14 protein-coding genes are annotated in these 18,176 nt (G+C 64.7%); 5 read left to right on the forward strand and 9 right to left on the reverse strand.

Features of this window, described 5'->3' with window-relative positions; genetic code table 11:
- Positions 1-35: 35 nt before the first annotated feature.
- Positions 36-2,762 carry a glycoside hydrolase family 3 C-terminal domain-containing protein gene (locus C474_RS15405; protein ID WP_008388434.1) on the forward strand — a complete coding sequence of 909 codons (2,727 nt, stop codon included), beginning with the start codon at positions 36-38 and terminating at the stop codon, positions 2,760-2,762.
- 345 nt (positions 2,763-3,107) lie between these two features.
- Positions 3,108-3,881: an SDR family NAD(P)-dependent oxidoreductase gene (locus C474_RS15410; protein ID WP_008388436.1), complete on the forward strand. Its 774-nt coding sequence runs from the start codon at positions 3,108-3,110 to the stop codon at positions 3,879-3,881.
- Between the two features lie 465 nt (positions 3,882-4,346).
- On the opposite strand, the gene C474_RS15415 is transcribed toward C474_RS15410, so the two are convergent.
- The gene (locus C474_RS15415; protein WP_008388438.1) at positions 4,347-5,138 is read right to left on the reverse strand and encodes an HpcH/HpaI aldolase family protein; all 792 of its coding nucleotides are present in this window, start codon (positions 5,136-5,138) and stop codon (positions 4,347-4,349) included.
- A 262-nt stretch (positions 5,139-5,400) separates the two neighbouring features.
- On the reverse strand, positions 5,401-6,489 hold the full coding sequence (locus C474_RS15420) for a Gfo/Idh/MocA family protein (RefSeq protein WP_338035539.1): 1,089 nt from the start codon (positions 6,487-6,489) through the stop codon (positions 5,401-5,403).
- 102 nt (positions 6,490-6,591) lie between these two features.
- On the opposite strand from C474_RS15420, the gene C474_RS15425 reads away from it, so the two are divergent.
- Positions 6,592-7,563, forward strand: a complete 972-nt coding sequence (locus tag C474_RS15425) for a C-terminal binding protein (RefSeq protein ID WP_049917079.1) — start codon at positions 6,592-6,594, stop codon at positions 7,561-7,563.
- A 42-nt stretch (positions 7,564-7,605) separates the two neighbouring features.
- Here the strand turns inward: C474_RS15425 and C474_RS15430 are convergent, their stop codons facing one another.
- The 7 genes from C474_RS15430 to C474_RS15460 all read right to left on the reverse strand — a co-directional run bounded on the left by C474_RS15430 (position 7,606) and on the right by C474_RS15460 (position 16,337).
- Complete coding sequence (locus C474_RS15430; protein WP_008388446.1) at positions 7,606-8,436, reverse strand: sugar phosphate isomerase/epimerase family protein; 831 nt, start codon at positions 8,434-8,436, stop codon at positions 7,606-7,608.
- 173 nt (positions 8,437-8,609) lie between these two features.
- Positions 8,610-9,755 (reverse strand): ABC transporter ATP-binding protein, encoded by a 1,146-nt coding sequence (locus C474_RS15435; RefSeq protein ID WP_008388448.1) that lies wholly within the window; start codon positions 9,753-9,755, stop codon positions 8,610-8,612.
- 121 nt (positions 9,756-9,876) lie between these two features.
- On the reverse strand, positions 9,877-10,794 hold the full coding sequence (locus tag C474_RS15440; protein ID WP_008388449.1) for a carbohydrate ABC transporter permease: 918 nt from the start codon (positions 10,792-10,794) through the stop codon (positions 9,877-9,879).
- A complete protein-coding gene (locus tag C474_RS15445) occupies positions 10,791-11,735 on the reverse strand; it encodes a carbohydrate ABC transporter permease (RefSeq protein WP_008388451.1) in 945 nt (314 codons plus the stop codon). Before C474_RS15445 ends, C474_RS15440 begins: the two co-directional genes overlap by 4 nt.
- A gap of 90 nt (positions 11,736-11,825) precedes the next feature.
- Positions 11,826-13,265: an extracellular solute-binding protein gene (locus tag C474_RS15450; RefSeq protein ID WP_083862076.1), complete on the reverse strand. Its 1,440-nt coding sequence runs from the start codon at positions 13,263-13,265 to the stop codon at positions 11,826-11,828.
- Between the two features lie 114 nt (positions 13,266-13,379).
- Positions 13,380-14,615, reverse strand: a complete 1,236-nt coding sequence (locus tag C474_RS15455) for a mandelate racemase/muconate lactonizing enzyme family protein (protein WP_008388457.1) — start codon at positions 14,613-14,615, stop codon at positions 13,380-13,382.
- Between the two features lie 222 nt (positions 14,616-14,837).
- On the reverse strand, positions 14,838-16,337 hold the full coding sequence (locus tag C474_RS15460) for a CoA-acylating methylmalonate-semialdehyde dehydrogenase (protein ID WP_049917080.1): 1,500 nt from the start codon (positions 16,335-16,337) through the stop codon (positions 14,838-14,840).
- A 110-nt stretch (positions 16,338-16,447) separates the two neighbouring features.
- Here C474_RS15460 and C474_RS15465 point away from each other — a divergent pair, with 110 nt between their 5' ends.
- Positions 16,448-17,233 (forward strand): SDR family NAD(P)-dependent oxidoreductase, encoded by a 786-nt coding sequence (locus C474_RS15465; protein WP_008388460.1) that lies wholly within the window; start codon positions 16,448-16,450, stop codon positions 17,231-17,233.
- Positions 17,234-17,311: 78 nt separating this feature from the next.
- Complete coding sequence (locus C474_RS15470; protein ID WP_008388462.1) at positions 17,312-18,112, forward strand: aldo/keto reductase; 801 nt, start codon at positions 17,312-17,314, stop codon at positions 18,110-18,112.
- The last annotated feature ends 64 nt before the right edge of the window (positions 18,113-18,176 follow it).

Genomic DNA, 18,176 nt, shown 5'->3' on the forward strand with positions numbered 1-18,176 from the left:
AACATTTATCCCCCGGTGGGAAGAGAGGCGACGTGATGGCAAACGAATTAGACGACGGCGGCGGACCGGGTGGGCTCGGAGCGTCTCGACGGGCGTTCCTGCGAGCGACGGGTGGATTCGCCCTCTCGGGCGCGTTACTCGGTAGCGCCGGGTCGGTCGCCGCGGACGGTGAGGCCGAGGCGGAACTCGAAGAACTGATCGCGGAGATGACGCTCGAAGAGAAGGTGAGTCGGACGCACGGCGCCGACGGCGGCCCGGAGGGCGTCGCGGGGTATCTGACCGGAATCGAGCGACTCGACGTGCCGGGGATGGTCATGGCGGACGGACCGCCGGGGGCGTCGCTCGGGACGCCGACGACGGACTTTCCCCACCCGGTCGCCGCCGCGGCGACGTTCGACCGGGAACTCGTCTCCGAGGAGGGTCGAGCTATCGCCCGCGAGGCCAAGACCGAAGACGTGGCGGTGCTGCTCGCTCCCTCGCTCGACCTCTTTCGGGTGCCGACCCACGCCCGCGGCGGCGAGACGTACGGCGAAGACCCGTTCCTCGCCGGCGAGATGGCCCGCGAGTACGCCTCGGCCGTCCAGTCGGAGGGTGTCGTCGCGACGCTGAAGCACTTCGTCGCGTACAACCAGGCGAGCACCACGGGGAACGTGCTCGATTACTTCTCCTACTCCGAACACAACGTCATCGTCGACGAGCGACCGCTCCGAGAGATATACTGCCGGCCGTTCCGAGAGGCCATCGTCGAGGGCGGCGCCGGCGCGGTGATGCCCGCGTACACCCGCATCAACGGCACGTTCTGCTCCGAGAACGACTACCTCCTCGAAGAGGTGCTGAAGGAGGACTGGGGGTTCGACGGGCTCGTCGTCTCCGACTGGGGCGGCACGCACAGCACCGTCGACGCCGCAGTCAGCGGCCTCGACATCGAGATGCCGTCGGCCGAGTACTTCGGCGAGGCGCTCGCGGAGGCCGTCGAGAACGACGAACTCTGGGTCGGGAACGTGGACGAACAGGTCCGACGGGGCCTCCGGTCCCAACGCGAAATCGGCGCACTCGACGGCGACCGGAAGGGGAGCGACCCCGTCCGCGGTACGGACGAACACTTCTCGCTCGCTCGGCGGATGGCCGAGGAGGGGTCGGTCCTCCTGAAGAACGAGGACGACCTGCTCCCCCTCGACGACGACGTGACGGACGTCGCGCTGGTCGGTCCGAGTCCGACCGAGTTCAAGAACGACGTGGGCGGGAGCGACTCGGTCACGGGGATTCGGTACGTCGGTCCCGCCGACGGTATCCAAGCGGCCGGCGGCGACGGCGTCTCGGTGACCGCGGTGGCCACCGACCGCTACGAACTCGCCGGGCCGACGGACTTCACGCCCGCGGGCGGCGACGGCGAAGCGGAGACGAAGAGCGAGGGCGAAAACACGGACGAGACGGCGAACGCCGACGGTACGGAGAGTGAGACCGGGACCGAGGCGGCGACGACGACCGGACCCGGAGACGCGAGCGAGGGCGAAAACGGCGTGGCGAACGGAAACGGCTTCGCCGCGGAGTACTACGCGAACGCCGACTGGGAGGGGTCGCCCGAACTCGTCCGGCGCGAGAAGAGCGTCGACCTCACGGAGGCGGACCTCGAACGATTCGACGACGCCGACGCGGTGTCGGTCCGTTGGCGCGCGACGTACACGGCGCCCGAGACGGGAACGTTCGCGTTCCTCCTGACGAGTCAGGGCGCGAGCACGCTCTCGGTCGACGGCGAGACGGTCGTCGACAACGAGGGCGGCGGGTTCGCCGGGCCCAAGAGCGAGGAGGCGACGCTCGATCTGACCGAAGGAGAGACGTACGCGGTGAGCGTCGAAGCGTCGGGCGCCGTTCCCGTGTCGCTGGAAGTGAACCCGCCGTCGTCGCTCGACGAGGCGGTTTCCGCGGCGGCCGAGGCGGACGTGGCGCTCGTACTCGCCCGGACGGACACGTTCTACGGCGACGACAGACACGAGTTCGAACTCCCCGGCAACCAGAACACGCTCGTCGACCGGGTCGCGGCCGCGAACGGAGACGCCGCCGTCCTCCTGAACACGGAGACGCCGGTGGCGATGTCGTGGATTGACGACGTACCCGCGGTGATGCAGGTGTGGTTCCCCGGCCAAGAGGGCGGGGCGGCCCTCGGGAGCCTACTGTTCGGTGACGTCTCCCCCTCCGGGAAGACGCCCGTCACGTTCGCCGAGTCGATGGACGACTACCTGCCGGGCGAGGTGGTGACGCTCCCCGACGACGGGCGCGCGTACCCCGGCGTGCGCGGCAACGTCTTCTACGACGAGGGCGTCTTCGTCGGCTACCGGCACTTCGACGAGGCGGATATCGAACCGCTGTTCCCGTTCGGCCACGGGCTGAGTTACGCGACGTTCGACTACGGCGAGATATCGCTCTCCCGCTCCGAAACCACGCCCGACGAAGGTCTGACCGTCAGCCTCGACGTGGCGAACGAGAGCGAGACGACGGCTCGCGAGGCGGTTCAGTTGTACGTCTCCGAGGTCAATCCGGCGGTCGAACGCCCGCCGAAAGAGCTGAAAGGCATCGCGAAGGTCGAAGTTCCGGCGGGCGAGTCCAGAGCGGTCGACATCGAACTCGGACGCGGCGCGTTCGAGTACTGGAACCCCGAAACAGAGAACTGGACGGTGAACCCCGGCGAGTTCGAGATATTGGTCGGGTCCTCCTCCCGCGACATCCGCCACGATGCGTCCGTGACCGTCGTGGAAGGGGAATAAGCGCAGCGAACACCCCCCCCGATATCTTCGCGCTCCGTCATCGACGCTCCTCGTCGACGGCCGTATTTCACATTGTATTTGGGAGCCTGTGGCCGCTTTTGCGTAATTTTGTTGCGCTATGGACAATCCGAAGATGGCTGTCACGGATATACAAGACGCGACGATTGGGTGTGGAAGATATACTCACGAGAATGGCATATACGAAAATATATGCCGATACATGTCCTCGAACACTCGGACAGACGACCGAACAGCGCACGGAACGCCTCGAAATCCGAGACGGCGAGGGTCCTCCGTCGGCGGCCGCGCCTAAACGCCTAAGTGTTCCCCATCCCGAAGTTGGGTATGGAGTTCGACTTAGCGGAGCGTGTGGCGTTAGTCACCGGTGCGGGTCGAGGAAACGGGCGCGAAATCGCACTCACGCTCGCAGAGCAGGGAGCGAGCGTCGTCGTCAACGACGTGGACGAGGAGGCCGCCGACGAGACCGCACGGGAGATCGAGGCCGGCGGCGGCGAGGCCGTCGCGGTCGCCGCGGACGTGAGCGACCCCGACGAGGTGGCCGCGATGGTCGAAGTGGGAACGGAAACGGTGGGAACAGTTGATATCCTCGTCAACAACGCCGGCATCGGCGGGTCCGGGCCGTTCTTAGACCCCGAGTATCGGAACGCGTTCCGCGACCAGTTGGACGTGCATCTCCACGGCAGCCTCAACTGTATCCGGGAGGTGGTCGACGGGATGGCCGAACGGGGATACGGGAAGATAACCAACGTCACGTCCATCCACACGAAGAACGGCGTCGGGATGGCCGCCCAGTACGACGTGGCGAAGTTCGGGCTACTCGGTCTCACAAAGTCGCTCGCGCTCGAACTCGGTCGGGAGGGCGTCCGCGTCAACGCGGTGGCGCCGGGGTGGGTGAACACGCGCATGACCGCCGACTTCGACCCCGCCGTGCGAGAGAAGATACTCGACAACAATCCGCTGGGTAGCTTCGCCGAGTCCGAGGATATCGCCTCGGCCGTCGCCTTTCTCTCCTCGCCCGCGAGCGACTACGTTAACGGGCACGAACTCCGCGTCGACGGCGGACAGGTCCCGGTGAACGACCTCAGAAACGGCGCGTAGTTCGGCCCTCTCGAACGAGCGCCGTCCACGATATCTCCTCGCTGCGGTCACCGACTCAGCGGTTTTCGGAGCGGACGTACGCGTAACCGCCCCTCAGATATTACGAACATAGTACTGTAATTCTAAGCGCCTGTCTCGTTCGTATCTCTCGAACGTCTCTGCGAGTCGACGACCGGATATGCGACAGAATACCGAACTGAGCGATGTACGCCGCCGACTGCGGGGATTTCCGTTTGGACCTCTCGAACGAAGAGACTCGTCCGCCTTCCGTAGTCCCCGACGACTCGGAGGGAAACGCTACCTCTCGTCTCATGGATTCCGAGAAAATTCGACGCGCTACGCGGCGGAGGTCCTATCAGTTGCGTCCAAGCGTTCGTCCGACTCCGCAGCCAACTCGAACGATGGTACGCCCCCTCCAAAGACTGCCTCACCGCCCTCTGCTACCGCTTCGACGCCGCCCTCGCCTCAGTCCTCCGCGACGCTCGTCGTCCCGCGTTTCGCCGCCTCGTACCGCTCTCGGACGGCCTCGTTCGCCGAGGAGAGGTGGCTCGTGTCCTTTCCGACGATGAGGTAGTCGAACCCCTGGTCGACGCGCATCTCGATATCGTCGGGGTCGACGACGAACGTTCCGACGGGCACGTCGGTCCGTTCGCCGGCGGCGACCACGCGGTCGATCGCTTCGTTGAGGCGGTCGTTCTCCCACTCCGCGAACACGCCCAGGTTCGCCGAGAGGTCGGCCGGACCGACGAAGACGGCGTCGACGCCGTCGACCGCCGCGATGTCCGCGGCGTTGTCGAGACCGGTCTGCGTCTCTATCTGGACGACGACGGTGATGGAGTCGTCCGCGGATTCGACGTACTGTTTGAACTCGTCGCCGTACTCGGCCGCGCGGCCGGACGCGACGCCTCGAATCCCGTTCGGCGGGTAGCGGGTCGCTTCGACGACCTGCCGGGCGTCGGATGCCGTCTCCACCATCGGCACCATGATGCCCGCGACGCCGATATCCAGCACGCGCTTGATTCTGACCGGGTCGGCCGACGGAACCCGAACGACCGTCTCGGTCTCTCCCTCGACGGCGTCGACGCCCCGAGACATGTTCTCGACCGTCTCCAATCCGAGCGGTGTGTGCTCGGTGTCGACGAGCACGAAGTCGAATCCCTGCGATGCGGTTACCTCTGCGACGGTCGGGTGACCGATGGAGAGCCACGCGCCGACGACGTCTGACTCGCTGGCGAATCGTTGTTTGAGTGTTGTCATGGTTGTGGTATGGGGTACGCCCCGGCCGCTTCGGAGCGGGGGAGACCACGCTTCGCGGGCGGCACGTCGGAGCGGACTACTGGTTGCGATTCTAACGCTGTATTCGGAAAACAGACGTAAATAGTTGTTCCCCGTCGCCATCTCAGTGCTAACGGCGAATACGGTCAGCACGGCTACGCGAACGAGACGACATCCTTCATCGTCTCGGGTCGGGAGTTGGCCACTCCCGCACAGAATTTCGCACAGGTTCCGACGAGGCGATTTACTCGCCCGTACGGACCGACTCTCCGCGGTAGGCTCGGAAGATGTCCGCGATGAGTCGGACGTCCTCCCGCGCCTCCGAGAACGTCGTTCGCACCTCCGCCTCGCCGCGGGCGCAGCGGACGAAGTACTCCAACTCGCGCTTGAAGTTCTCTTCATAGGACGGCGTGTGTACCGTCTCTGTGAGTTCCTCAACACCCTCTTTCACGCCGAGTTCCGTGGGGGAGTTTTTGATGAAGGGATTCGAAAAGTCGAGCCTAACACACCCGTCCGGTCCGTCAACGCGAACGAACTCCTCGAACCACTTGCGGTCGGAGTCGCCCGTTTCCAACACGCACCGGACGCCGCCCTCGTAGAGGAGGTGCGCCGTCGCGTAGCGTCCGTCGGCGAACACGTCGACGTGGTCGATCCGCTCGACGGGCCCGAACAGACCGCGGAGGACGTTCACGTCGTGGCAGACGTGTTCGAGTTGGAAGTCGTAGGCGTCCACGAGTCGGTCGTCATCCGTCCGGATTGCGCGCTCGATGTCACTCCGCCGCTTCTCGACGCTCTCCGCTATGAGTTCCGCGGGCGGATTCCCTTCCACTAGGTCGTACACCTCCTCAACGATGCGGAAGTGGTCGGGGTCGACGTCATAGGCGGTGACAAGGTCGATCTCCGCTAACCGGTCAATCTCTGCCTGCGCCCGTTCGTACGCCGGGTCGTACCGCTTCATGTAGGCGACCATCCCGACGGCGTCCGACGCCCGCTCCGCCTCCACCATTCGGTCGGCATCCTCGATCGTCGCCGCGATGGGTTTCTCCACCAGCGTGTGGATGTCGGCTTCGAGCGCGTCGACGGCGACGTCCGCGTGGGTCTGGAAGGGCGTGAGGACGATGACGGCGTCAAGTTCGTCGCTAGCGTCTTCGAGGAGCGCCTCGTGGCCCGCGTAGACGTTCGGAACGTTGTACCGATCGGCGAGCGCCCGCGCCCGGTCCTCGGCGGGGTCCGCGAAGGCGTGCAACTCGGTCTCCGGGAGTTCTGCCAGATACGGAATGTGCATAACCTGTGCGACCATACCACAACCGATAACTCCGAATCGCATGGTCATTCGTCACGGTATAGCGTGTTATAGGTAACGATGAGCAGGTCGCGGTCGCGGTTGGAGGCGTCGACGACCCACCTTTTTGTGGTTTGCGCGCCAGCGAGAAGTATGTCCCACCGAGTAATCGTCTCGGACTCGAAGATCCTTAATTTGGACGCTGGAGCGACCGCGTTCGCGGCGGTCGGAGCCGAGACAGAGGTCGTAAAAGCGGAGTCACCGGAGGAACTGGTCGCCGCCGCGGACGGGGCGAACGCGTTGCTCGTCGACGCGGGAACGCAGGTGACAGAACGCGTGCTCTCGGAACTCGACTCGCTGAAGGTTGTCGGTCGATCGGGCATCGGCGTCGACAACGTCGACGTGGACGCGGCCCGCGAACGCGGGGTGACGGTCGTCAATGTTCCCGACTACTGTCTCGACGAGGTGTCCTCGCACGCGCTAGGGATGCTTCTCTCCTGCGCGCGGCGGCTTCCCGCGTTGGATCGGTCGGTCAGAGAGGGCGAGTGGGACTGGAGCGTCGGCGGGCCGATTCGCCGCGTTCGGGGATCAACCGTCGGACTCGTCGGCTTCGGGAAGATAGCGCGCAGCCTGGCCGCAAAGCTCCGCGGATTTGACGTCGACGTTCTCGTCTATGACCCGCACGTCTCCGAGGGAGACCTCGCCGGCTTTTCCGTGACGCGAACGGGGTTCGACCGCCTGCTCACGGAGTCGGACTTCGTCTCGGTTCACGCGCCGCTGACCGACGAGACGCACGGGATGTTCGACGCCGACGCGTTCGGCACGATGCCCGATCACGCCATCTTCGTGAACACGGCGCGCGGACCGATAGTTGACGAGGGCGCGTTGTGCGATGCACTGGCATCTGACGGACTCGCTGGCGCCGGACTCGACGTGCGCGAGTCGGAACCACCGACGGACGACCGGGTGTTCGAGTTCGACAACGTGGTCTGTTCGCCGCACGCGGCATTTTACTCGGAGGAGTCTCGGCGCGAACTCAGCCGGAGCGTCAGCGAAGATGTGTGCCGGGTGTTGCGCGGCGAGAAGCCGAGGAACCCGGTGGAGACGGGCGACGGATGGGGCTAACGCTGCAGTCTCGTCTCGGCCGTCCCGGACGCAACGGTCGACTCACCTGTCCGAGGGTCGGTCGTTCGCCAGTTCGCGCCAATAGTCCCTGTTCCGCTTCGCGTGCACCAGTGGGTCCTTCAGGCGGTTCTCTATCTCGATGGTGTGGTGGCCGTCGTATCCGACGGCGCTGAGGGCGTCCAGTACGCCGGCGAAGTCGAGGATTCCCTCGCCGAGGTCGGTGAACGCACGGAAGTAATTGATGACGTTGTCGAGGTGCGGGCCGGGTTCCGAGAGCGCGCTTCGATTCGCGGCGAATGAGGAAGTGGGTTCGATGTCCTTGAAGTGAACGTACTCGATGTCGTCGGCGAACTGCCGGATCCCATCGGTGACGTCTCCGTCGGGGAAGTGTTCGCCGTAGGGGTACCAGTGAGCGGTGTCAAACACCAGCCCCAGGTCCTCGTGGACATCGAGGAACCGCTGAATTTCGTTCGGTCGTTCGACGTGCGTGGCGCCGTGGTGGTGGAGGACCGGTGTGAGGCCCGCGTCGACGGCGGCATCGCTTATCTCTCGGAACCACTGCTCGACCGTCTCGTCGTCGTTCCTGTGTCGCTGCGGCGGGAGGATACCGAGGAACTCCGCACCCAGTTCGGCGACCGTTTCAGCGCTGTCGACTACGCGCTCGACGGACGCCTGCGACTCGACCCACTCGCTCATCACGCAGTAGAGCGCCACGCCGTAGTGGTCCAACCACTCGGAGATGGCCTCAGGTCCGACCGCGCGGACCTTCTCTAGTCCGATTTCGACGCCGTCGTACCGACAGGCGGCGACGTCACCGACGCCCGTTTCGAGCGATTCTGCGTCGTACATGATTGTCGTGTATCCGACTCCCATGCGACGACGATTGTGCGACCGACGGAAATAGTTTCCGGGTGTGAGCGGACTACAGAGGCCTCAACGGCGCTTCTACGGGACTCGCTCTCCGACGACGACGCGGCTACTGACGGTCCGCTCCAAGCGTTGTCTCGGTCCGAACGAGGGGCGTCCGGGCAGGCCGGACCGGTGCGTCAGGATCGCGTGTCGGCCGAAGTGGACGCCCGACTGGTCCGCTCGACGTCGTCGGTCTCCGCGATTCGATCGCCCGTCGTGTGGTCGAACCCATGCAGGAGTTCGTCTTCGACGGTGAGCCAGACCGTCTCCCCCCGGTCGGCGTTGACGGTGCTCGGGGCGACGACGGTGATGCTCAGGGGATCTGGACCCACCTCGACATCGATTATCTGTTCGTCGCCCTGTGGTTCGGTCACTTCGACGGTCGCCTCTACGGCGTTCTCGACGCGGTCCGTGTGGACGGTGAAATACTGCGGTCTGACGCCGAGCGTGAACTCCTCGTGGTCGCGGTAGCGGTTCGCGACTCGCTCGTTGAGGCGCACGTCGAACGCCTCCGGCGCCCCCGCCGCCCGAATCCGGTCACCCTCGGAGATCACCTCTACGAAGTTCATCGACGGCGACCCGATGAAGCCTGCGACGAACCGATTGGCCGGTTCGTGGTACACCTCGTCAGGTGCGCCGATCTGCTGGACGTGCCCCTTGTCCATGATGACGAGTTTGTCGCCCAGCGACATCGCCTCCTCTTGATCGTGGGTGACGTATAGCGTCGTGATATCCATCTCGCGTTGAAGCACCTTGATTCGGCTCCGCATGCTCATCTTCAACTTCGCGTCGAGGTTCGCTAACGGTTCGTCCATCAGGAACACCGCCGGACGCCGAATGATGGCCCGACCCAACGCGACGCGCTGTTGCTGGCCGCCGCTGAGGTTCGCGATATCGCGGTCCAACAGTTCCGGGATTTCGAGCGTCTCCGCGACCTGCTCGACCCGTTCGCGCCGCTCATCGGCGTCGACGTTCGCGACCTTCAGCGGGTAGCCGATGTTCTCCCGCACGCTCATGTGTGGGTACAGCGCGAAGTTCTGAAACACCATCGCGATGTTCCGGTTCTTCGGGTGGATATCGGTCACGTCGTGCCCGTCGAGTGTGATGCGCCCGGAGGTGGGCTGAGTGAGACCTGCCAGACACCGCAGCGTCGTCGTCTTGCCGCATCCACTCGGTCCGAGCAGGATGGTGAACTCCCCGTCCTCGACGCTGAGATCAACGTCTTCGATGGCAATCGTGTCTCCGTACTTCTTTCCGACTTCGTCGTATTGAACTGAAACCATTGTTACTCGTACTTCGCGGCCGCAGCGTTCGTGTACTGATTCGTCATCGCTTCGTCGGCCGGACGCGGCCGTCTTGAAGACGAACCGCGTCGAACCGCTGTCTCTTCGCACCGACTCACCGTCATTTTCCGACCGCCCCCATGCTGAATCCCCTGACAAGCTGCTGGCGCGCGACGAACGCGAACACCAGCACAGGGGCGAGCGCGATGGTCGCCGCGACGCTCATGTTGATCCACTGCACCGAGAACTTCGTGACGAACGATGCGAGCCCGACCGGGACGGTTATCGCGTTGTCGTTCAGCGCGAGGATGACCGCAAACAGCAGTTCGTTCCATGTGATGATGGTCGTGAAGATGGCTGAGGCGACGAGCCCGGGCTTCACGAGGGGAAGCACGATTTTGAAGAACGCACCGATGTGCGTGTGACCGTCTATCATCGCCGATTCGACGAGGCTCTCGGGTACCTCCTCGAAGAACCCCTTCATCATCCAGACGGCGAAGGGGATGTTGAACATCGTGTAGACGAGGATGAGCCCCTGCAGCGTGTTCACCAGTCCGAGATTCCGGAAGATGACGAATAGCGGAATGATGGTGACGATGGGGGGCATAAAGCGCGTCGAGAGGATGTAGAAGGGGAGGTGAAAGTCCAGATTGTACGGGTAGTCGAAGCTGACGAAGGCGTACGCGGCCATCGCGCCGATAGTCGTCGCCAGAACTGTGGTGACGACGGTGACCAGGGTGCTGTTGATGATGTACGTCAGGAACTCGGGACGTTCGGCGAACAATCGTGCGAAGTTCCCGAACTGCGCGTCAAGGGGTATCCACTGCGGCGGGAACGACAGCAGCGTCTGTCGCGTCTTCAGTGTCGCCGTCACAAGCCAGTAGATGGGGAATAGCGTCCACACGAGGAAGACGCCGAGCAGTCCGTAGACGATAGCCTTCGTGACGCCGTACTTCGAGAGCGTCTCGAACCACTCCTCGGTCCGAGAGGGTTGTTTGTAGGGCAGTGTGTCGGCCGGGGTATCCTGTTCCGTTGTCATGATCCAAACTCCACGTTGGCGATCTTCATGAAGCTCATCGCGAGCACCATCACCAGCACGAGCAGCGAGACGGCCATCGCCGAGGCTTCACCGAAGTTGTTGAACCGGAACGCCGTCCGGTACATCTGCATACTTATCACGTTCGTCGCGCTGGAGGGACCGCCGCGCGTGAGGACGTACACCTTCGCGAACACCCGCAGCGCGTCCACCAGTCGGATGATCAGCACCAGTACGATAAGCGACTTGAGATACGGCAGCGTGATATCGAGGAATCGCTGCCGCGTCGAGGCGCCGTCCATTATCGCCGCCTCCCTGATGTCGTCGGGCACCGACTGGAGACCGGCAAATAGCACGAGGACGACGAACGGCGTCCACTGCCAGATATCGGTGAGGATGACCGAGTACAGTGCGGTGCCCGTCTCGCTGATCCACCCGACGTTCGCCCCGCCGGTGAACGGCGCCGCGATGTAGTCGAGCAGACCGTTCGGGGCGTACATCAGCCGCCAGATAAGGCCGATGACCGTTGGCGAGAGGATCATCGGAATGAGTATCAGCGTCTGCCACAGTCCCCGAAGCTTGAGCTTCCGGTTCAGCAGCAACGCGATGCTGAATCCGAGGATGAACTCGATGCCGACGGAAACACCGACGAACTTGGCCGTGACGACGAGCGAGTTGAGGAACGCCTCGCTGTCAAGTAGGTTCGCGTAGTTCTCGATACCGACGAACGTCGTCCCTGTGGGGAGGTACTGCAGCGTCGAAATCTGCAGAGCCCTGAGGAGCGGGTAGAACGTCAGCGAGAAGAGGATGAGGACGGCGGGGAGCGTCATCAGCCACTTGAGGTGGTCGTCCACCCACAGCAGGACCCGCTCACCCGTCGACTGGTCGGTGCGAAGCTGTCCAATCGCGGACGCTCTGGCCTCCTGATCGGTCTCAGTCGCCATGGTCTCTCCCGGGTGATTCGAGCGTCCGACCCCGACTTCGTGGGACCGAACTCGTCGTCTCTAGGTTGATCACTGTGTTCATCGGTCGAGTCAGTCGTAGTAGCCCGCGTTCTCTAGCGTCGATTCGATCTGTTGCTTCGCTTTCTGGGTCATCTCGCTCGGTGAGAGTTCGCCGGCCAGCGCGGTGTTGAGGAGTTGGCCGTGGTTGACACCGAACTCGGAGTACAGCGGCGTCCGCGGCCGCCACTGCGCGTTCTGGAGGCTCTCGTACAGCGCCGGGAACCACGACTGTGCGTCCATGTGGTTCTCGAACGTGTCGTGACGAAACGGGACGCCCCCGAGTTCCACGTACTTCGATTGTGCCTCGGCGGAGATGGCCGACTGGATGACCTCGCCGGCGGCCTTCTTTTTCGAGTCGTCGACGTGGCTGTTGATCCCCATGATCCAGTTGCCCTGCGTGGGTGCTTGGCGCTTCGCGCCGGTGTGGCCCTTCGGAATCGGGGTAAACGTGATGTTGTTCGCCTCTTTCGACTCATCGGGATCCAACAGGAGCGACGCGGCGGACGGCCACGCCGGCGCTTGGGCGGCCGATCCGTCGCCGAGTCCGGTGAGCACCGCGTCGCTGTCGAACGAAGTCACGCCGTCGGGGCTGATCTCTCGCAGTTTTCGGGACCAGAATTCCACTGCCTTGGTTCCGGCGTCGCTCGTCCACTGATACCGCCAGTTCTCGTCGAACATCTTCCCGCCAATCGCATTGCCCAGCGAGAAGAAGTTGGCCATCGCCGGATTCCCTCGCTTGCCGCGGATGATGTAGCCGTTCGCGCCGTCCACTTGGTCGGTTATCTTTCGACCGGCCTCGTAGACGTCGCTCCACGTCTCGGGGGCCTTCGCACCGATCTGGTCGTAGTAGGCCTGATTGTAGGCGTACAACTGCGTGTTGCCGACGATGACCTGTCCGCGGATCTTCTGTTCCATCCCCTCCGCGGACGGGACCGTCGGCGCGTTCGGCGTCGGCCAGGTTGCGATGTCGACGACGTTGCCGATGAGTTGGTCCTTCGGCAGGTCACCCGGGAGCCACTGCAAGAGGGGGTCCACGTTCGGGGCGAACTGTGGGAACCACGGATCGTCCATGAACATGATGTCGTACGCGTCGCTCTGCGTCGAGAGGATGCTGTTGGTTTTCTCGAAGAGGTTGGCGTACGGGAACAGTTGGACACTGACGTCGATGCCCGTATCATCGACGACGTACTCCTCCATGAGGCGTTTGAACAGGCGACCGGACCCCTCAACGGCGGCGACTGACAGCTTCTCGGCCGTCGCGTTTGACCCCCCGCCGGTCGACCCACCGCCTCCACCGCCGTTGCCGCCGAGACAACCGGCGAACACCGCTCCGCCCACCGCGCCCGCTCCCGCGAGATAGCGTCGGCGACTTACGGCGTCGCCGGAGTTCTCGGTGTCTCTCGAATGTCCGGTACGACCAGCGTTCTCTTCGCTCTCTTGTTGGATAGCGTCGGTGCTACTCCATGGCATACCGGTATCATAACGGTCGGGGGTAATAAATCATGACTTTGGTCGGAATTCGGATAGTTTCCGGTCGCCGGACGGGAAGAGACCATCTCTAGAGTCCGATAGACGGTGCGCCGACTACCCTTTCCGGTGCGCTTCGACGACGTCCCAGTCGAGTTCGATGCCGAGTCCCGGACCGTCGGGTATCCGGATGCGACCGTCCTCGATGAACGGGTCCTCGCGGGCGAGGAGGTCCTCCCACCACGGCACCTCGCGGGCGTGGTACTCCAGGGCGACGAAGTTCGGCACCGTCGCGCCGACGTGGGCGGTGGCGGCCGTGGCGACGGGGCTGCCGATGTTGTGCGGGACGAGCGCTTGGTAGTACGCCTCGGCCATGTCGGCTATCTTCTTCGTCTCCGCGATGCCGCCCGTCTTGGGCACGTCGGGCGCGAGGAAGTCGACGGCTTGATCCTCTATCAGGTCGCGGAAGCCGTGACGGCCGTAGCGGTTCTCGCCGGTCAGGATGGTGGCGTTCGACCGCCGCTTGAGTTCGCGCATCGCGTCGGTGTTCTCCGGCGGAAGCGGGTCCTCTATCCACGCGAGGTCGTACGGTTCCAAGGCGCGGCAGAGGCGTTCGGCCGTCTCGGGGCTGAAGTTCCAGTGGAGGTCGACGGCGACCTGCGCGTCGTCGCCCACCTCCCCGGTGACGGCCTCGACGACCCGGCGCTTGTGTTCGATCTCGGGCGGGTCGAAGTGCCGCGAGAGCGTGTCGAACTCCCGGCCGGAGGGCACGTCGAGGTCGAACTTCACCACGTCGAAGCCGTCCTCGACGGCGGCCCGCGCCGCCGTCGCGTACGCCTCGGGTTCGTACGTCTCCGTCGCCTGTCCCTCGTCGGCGGACTCGACCATCCCCTCGCCGGCGTGGCAGTCCGCGTAGACGGTCACCTCCTCGCGCATCTTCCCGCCGAGCAGTTGATAGACGGGTTGGTCGAGCAGTTTCCCCGCGGCGTCCCACAGCGCTATCTCGACGCCGCTGATGGCGATGGTTCCGACGCCGGCCTGCGACCCGCGCCCGGAGAGGCTCTCGCGCATGAGGTTGTACAACCGCTCCACGTCGGTGGGGTTCTCGCCGACCAGAACCGGTTTCAGGTAGTCGGTGATTATCTCGTGGACGCCGGGCGAGGGGTAACACTCCCCGATGCCCGTCACGCCTTCGTCCGTCTCGACGGTCACGATGGTCCACGGGAAATTGCCGTCTATCACGACGGTGTCGAGGTCGGTTATCTCGGCCGGCGGTCCGTCCGCGCGGCGCGGCGTCTCGTCGAAGTCGGCCCACATCGTCGCTGCCAGCGTCGAAGCGAAGTCTTCGTACATATCAGTGGTCTCCTGTCTGGTCGGGGTCGCGGCCGTCCGCGTCGCCCCCGTCTCGCCCGGTTACGGACGGGCGTCGGTTCGAGTGCCGAACGACGCCGGCGTCGTCACCGAAGCGCATCATCTATCGTTTCAGTAGTTCGCCTGTTATAGTTTCCGATGGTGGCGACCGCCGCGCCGCGAAACGGGTTGAGTGGAAGAAGTGACTAACGACCGACGACCCGTTTAGTTGCTGTACCACCGCTCGATGAGCACCGTCTTGTCGGTGTAGAAGTTCACGGCGTCCTCGCCCTGCGCGTGCAGGTCACCGAAGAACGACTCCTTGCGGCCGCCGAAGTGGAAAAAGCCCATCGGCGCGCAGACGCCGACGTTGATGCCGATGTTGCCCGCCTCCACCTCGTGGCGGTACTTGCGCGCCTCAGCGCCGTTCTCCGTGTACAGCGACGACGCGTTGCCGTACTGCGTGCTGTTGACCATCTCGACGGCGTCGTCGAGGTCCGCGGCGTCCGCCAGGCAGAGCACGGGGCCGAAAATCTCCGTCTGCGTGATGTCCATCTCCGTCGTCACGCCCTCCAACAGCGTGGGTCCGAGGAAGTGGCCGTCGGGGTACTCCTCGTGTTCGAAGTCGCGGCCGTCGACGACGAGTTCGGCGCCCTCGTCGACGGCGTCTTCGACCATCTCGACCACTCGGTCCTTAGATTCGCCCGTGATGAGGGGTCCCACGTCGGTGTCCTCGTCCAGACCGCTGCCGACGGTCAGGTCGTCGACGGCGTCGAGGAGTTTCTCGCGCAGGTCCTCGTACGCGTCGTCGACGCCGATGACCACGTCGTTGGCGAGACAGCGCTGCCCCGCGTTGCCGTAGACGGAGCCGATGATGTTCGGGACGGCCTCGTCGAGAACGGCGTCCGGCGTGACGACGGCGTAGTTCTTCGCGCCGCCCTGCGCCTGCACGCGCTTGCCGTGTTCGGCGGCCGTCTCGTAGATGTGTCGGGCAACGGGGGAGCTGCCGACGAACGAGACGCCCTCGATTTCCTCGTGTTCGAGGAGGGCGTTCACCGTGTCCGCCGACCCGTTGACGAGATTGACCACGCCGTCGGGGAAATCGACGGCGTCGACGGCCTCGTAGATGAGTTGGGAACTCAGCGGGACCTTCTCGCTCGGCTTGAGGACGAAGGTGTTCCCCGTGGCGACGGCGTACGGCAGGAACCACAGGGGAATCATCGCCGGGAAGTTGAACGGAGTGATGGCGGCGAACACGCCGAGCGGTTCCCGCACCGCGTGTTCGTCCATGCGGGTGGCGATACCCTCGACGTTCCCGCTGCCCTCCCGAAGCATGTTCGGGATGCCCGCGGCGACTTCGACGTTCTCGATGCCGCGGCGAATCTCCCCGCGCGCCTCGCCGAGCGTCTTCCCGTGTTCTCGGCTGAGCGCCTGCGCGATGTCCTCCTGTCTGTCCTCCAGTTCGTACTTCAGGTCGAACAGGTACTGCACTCGGTCGACCGGCGAGGTGCGCCGCCACTCGGGGAACGCCTCCGCGGCGGTCCGAACCGCCTCGTCGACCGTCGCCTCGTCCGAGTACGGCACCTCGGCTATCGACTCGTTCGTCGCCGGATTCGTCACCGCCTGTCCGTCGCCCTCGACCGAGAGCCACTCCCCGCCGACGTAGTTCTCCACCGTGTCTGGTACCGCAGTCGCTTCTGGCGACTGCTCTTGCTTGCTCGTCATACACCCTCAACGACAGAATGGAGCTACATAGTTGTTCCGCTGCCCGAAGGCTGAGTCGTCCTCACAGGTGCCTCCGAGCGATTTTTGTGGGACCCCTCGTAGGTGCACGTATGGGACGAGCGAGCTTCGATTTTAGCGACGAGACGGTTATCGTCACCGGCGGCAGTTCCGGCATCGGACGAGCTATCGCCCTCGATTTCGGCGAAGCGGGCGCGACGGTGTTGAACGCCGACGTCGACGCCGAACCGAAAGACGAGGGCGCGGAGCGACCGACTCACGAGGAGATCGAGGCGTCGGGCGGCGCGGCCGAGTACGTCGAGACGGACGTCTCTGACCCCGCCCAACTCGAATCGGTCGTCGAGGCCGCCCGCGAGTTCGGCGGCGTGGACGTGATGGTCAACAACGCGGGGTGGTTCACCCGCGGAGACATCTTCTCCGTCGACCGGGAGGCGTTCGAGCGAATCCACGGCATCAACACGAACGGCGTCTTCTTCGGGACGCGGGCGGCGGCGGCGGACATGCGCGATAGAGGCGAGGGCGGCGCCATCGTCAACACCGCCTCGATCAGCGCGACGCACGCGCAGGCGGACCAGATTCCCTACGACTCCACGAAGGGAGCGATACGGATGATAACGCGCGGCGCCGCCCTCGAACTGGCCGACTACGACGTCCGCGTCAACGCCGTCGCGCCGGGGCACATCGCGACGGAGTTCGGCGCGGGCGCGGAGCAGAAAGAGGAGACCGTCGCCGCGGACGGGTTGACGAAGCCAATTCCGCTCGACAGGCCCGGCTACCCCGAGGACATCGCCCCGACGACGCTGTTTCTCGCCAGCGAGCAGGCCGACTACGTCACCGGCGAGATGGTGTACGTCGACGGCGGCTGGCAGACGTTCTGAACGCCGACCGGGCCGCGCCGCCTTTTTCTCGCCACTGCGGGCGTCACGACTTTATCCGACGCGCCGATAGATGGGAGCGTGTTCGACGACGACACGCGACTCGGACTCGGGACGTACAGCCTGAAAGGCGACGAGGGGGCGGACACCATCGAGGCCGCCATCGACGCCGGCTACCGACATCTCGACACCGCCCGCCTCTACGAGAACGAGGAGACGGTCGGCGAGGCCATCGCCGCCTCGGACGTCGACCGCGAGGACCTGTTCGTGGCGACCAAGGTGGCGCACTTCGAGGAACCGGAGAAGACCGAGGAGTACGTGCGGACCGCGGTCGAAGAGAGCTTCGAGCGACTGAGACTCGACCGCATCGACCTGCTGTACCACCACTGGCCGAAGGGACAGGACGACATCGAGACGGTGCTGCCCGTCCTCGAGGAGTTCGTGGCGTCGGGCGACGTCTCGAACCTCGGCGTGAGCAACTACACCATCGACGACGTGTCGCTCGCCCGCGACCTGGTGGACGTCCCCATCGAGGCCAATCAGGTGGAGATGCATCCGCTCCTCCCGCAGGAGGAGATGCGCCAGTATCTCTACGGGAGCGACACCGACCTCGTCGCCTACTCGCCGTTGGCGCAGGGCGAGGTGTTCGAGGAGGACGCCATCGTCGAGATAGCCGAGAAGCACGACGCCTCGCCGCCGGCCGTCAGCCTCGCGTGGGCGCTGTCGAAGGGGGTCACCGCGATACCGCGGACGAGTTCCGTCGACCACCTCCGCGACAACCTCACCGCGCGGGACCTCGAACTCGACGACGAGGACGTCAAGCGCATCGACGCCATCACCCGGCGACACCGGTGCGAAGACCCCTCGTGGATGTCGTGGTAGGTCGACGCGACTGACCCGTCCGGTCGGAGCGACCGACCGCACCGCCTCCGTTGCGGCGGATGAG

Origin of the sequence: Halogeometricum pallidum JCM 14848 (assembly GCF_000337095.1) — an archaeon.
Taxonomy (GTDB): domain Archaea; phylum Halobacteriota; class Halobacteria; order Halobacteriales; family Haloferacaceae; genus Halogeometricum; species Halogeometricum pallidum.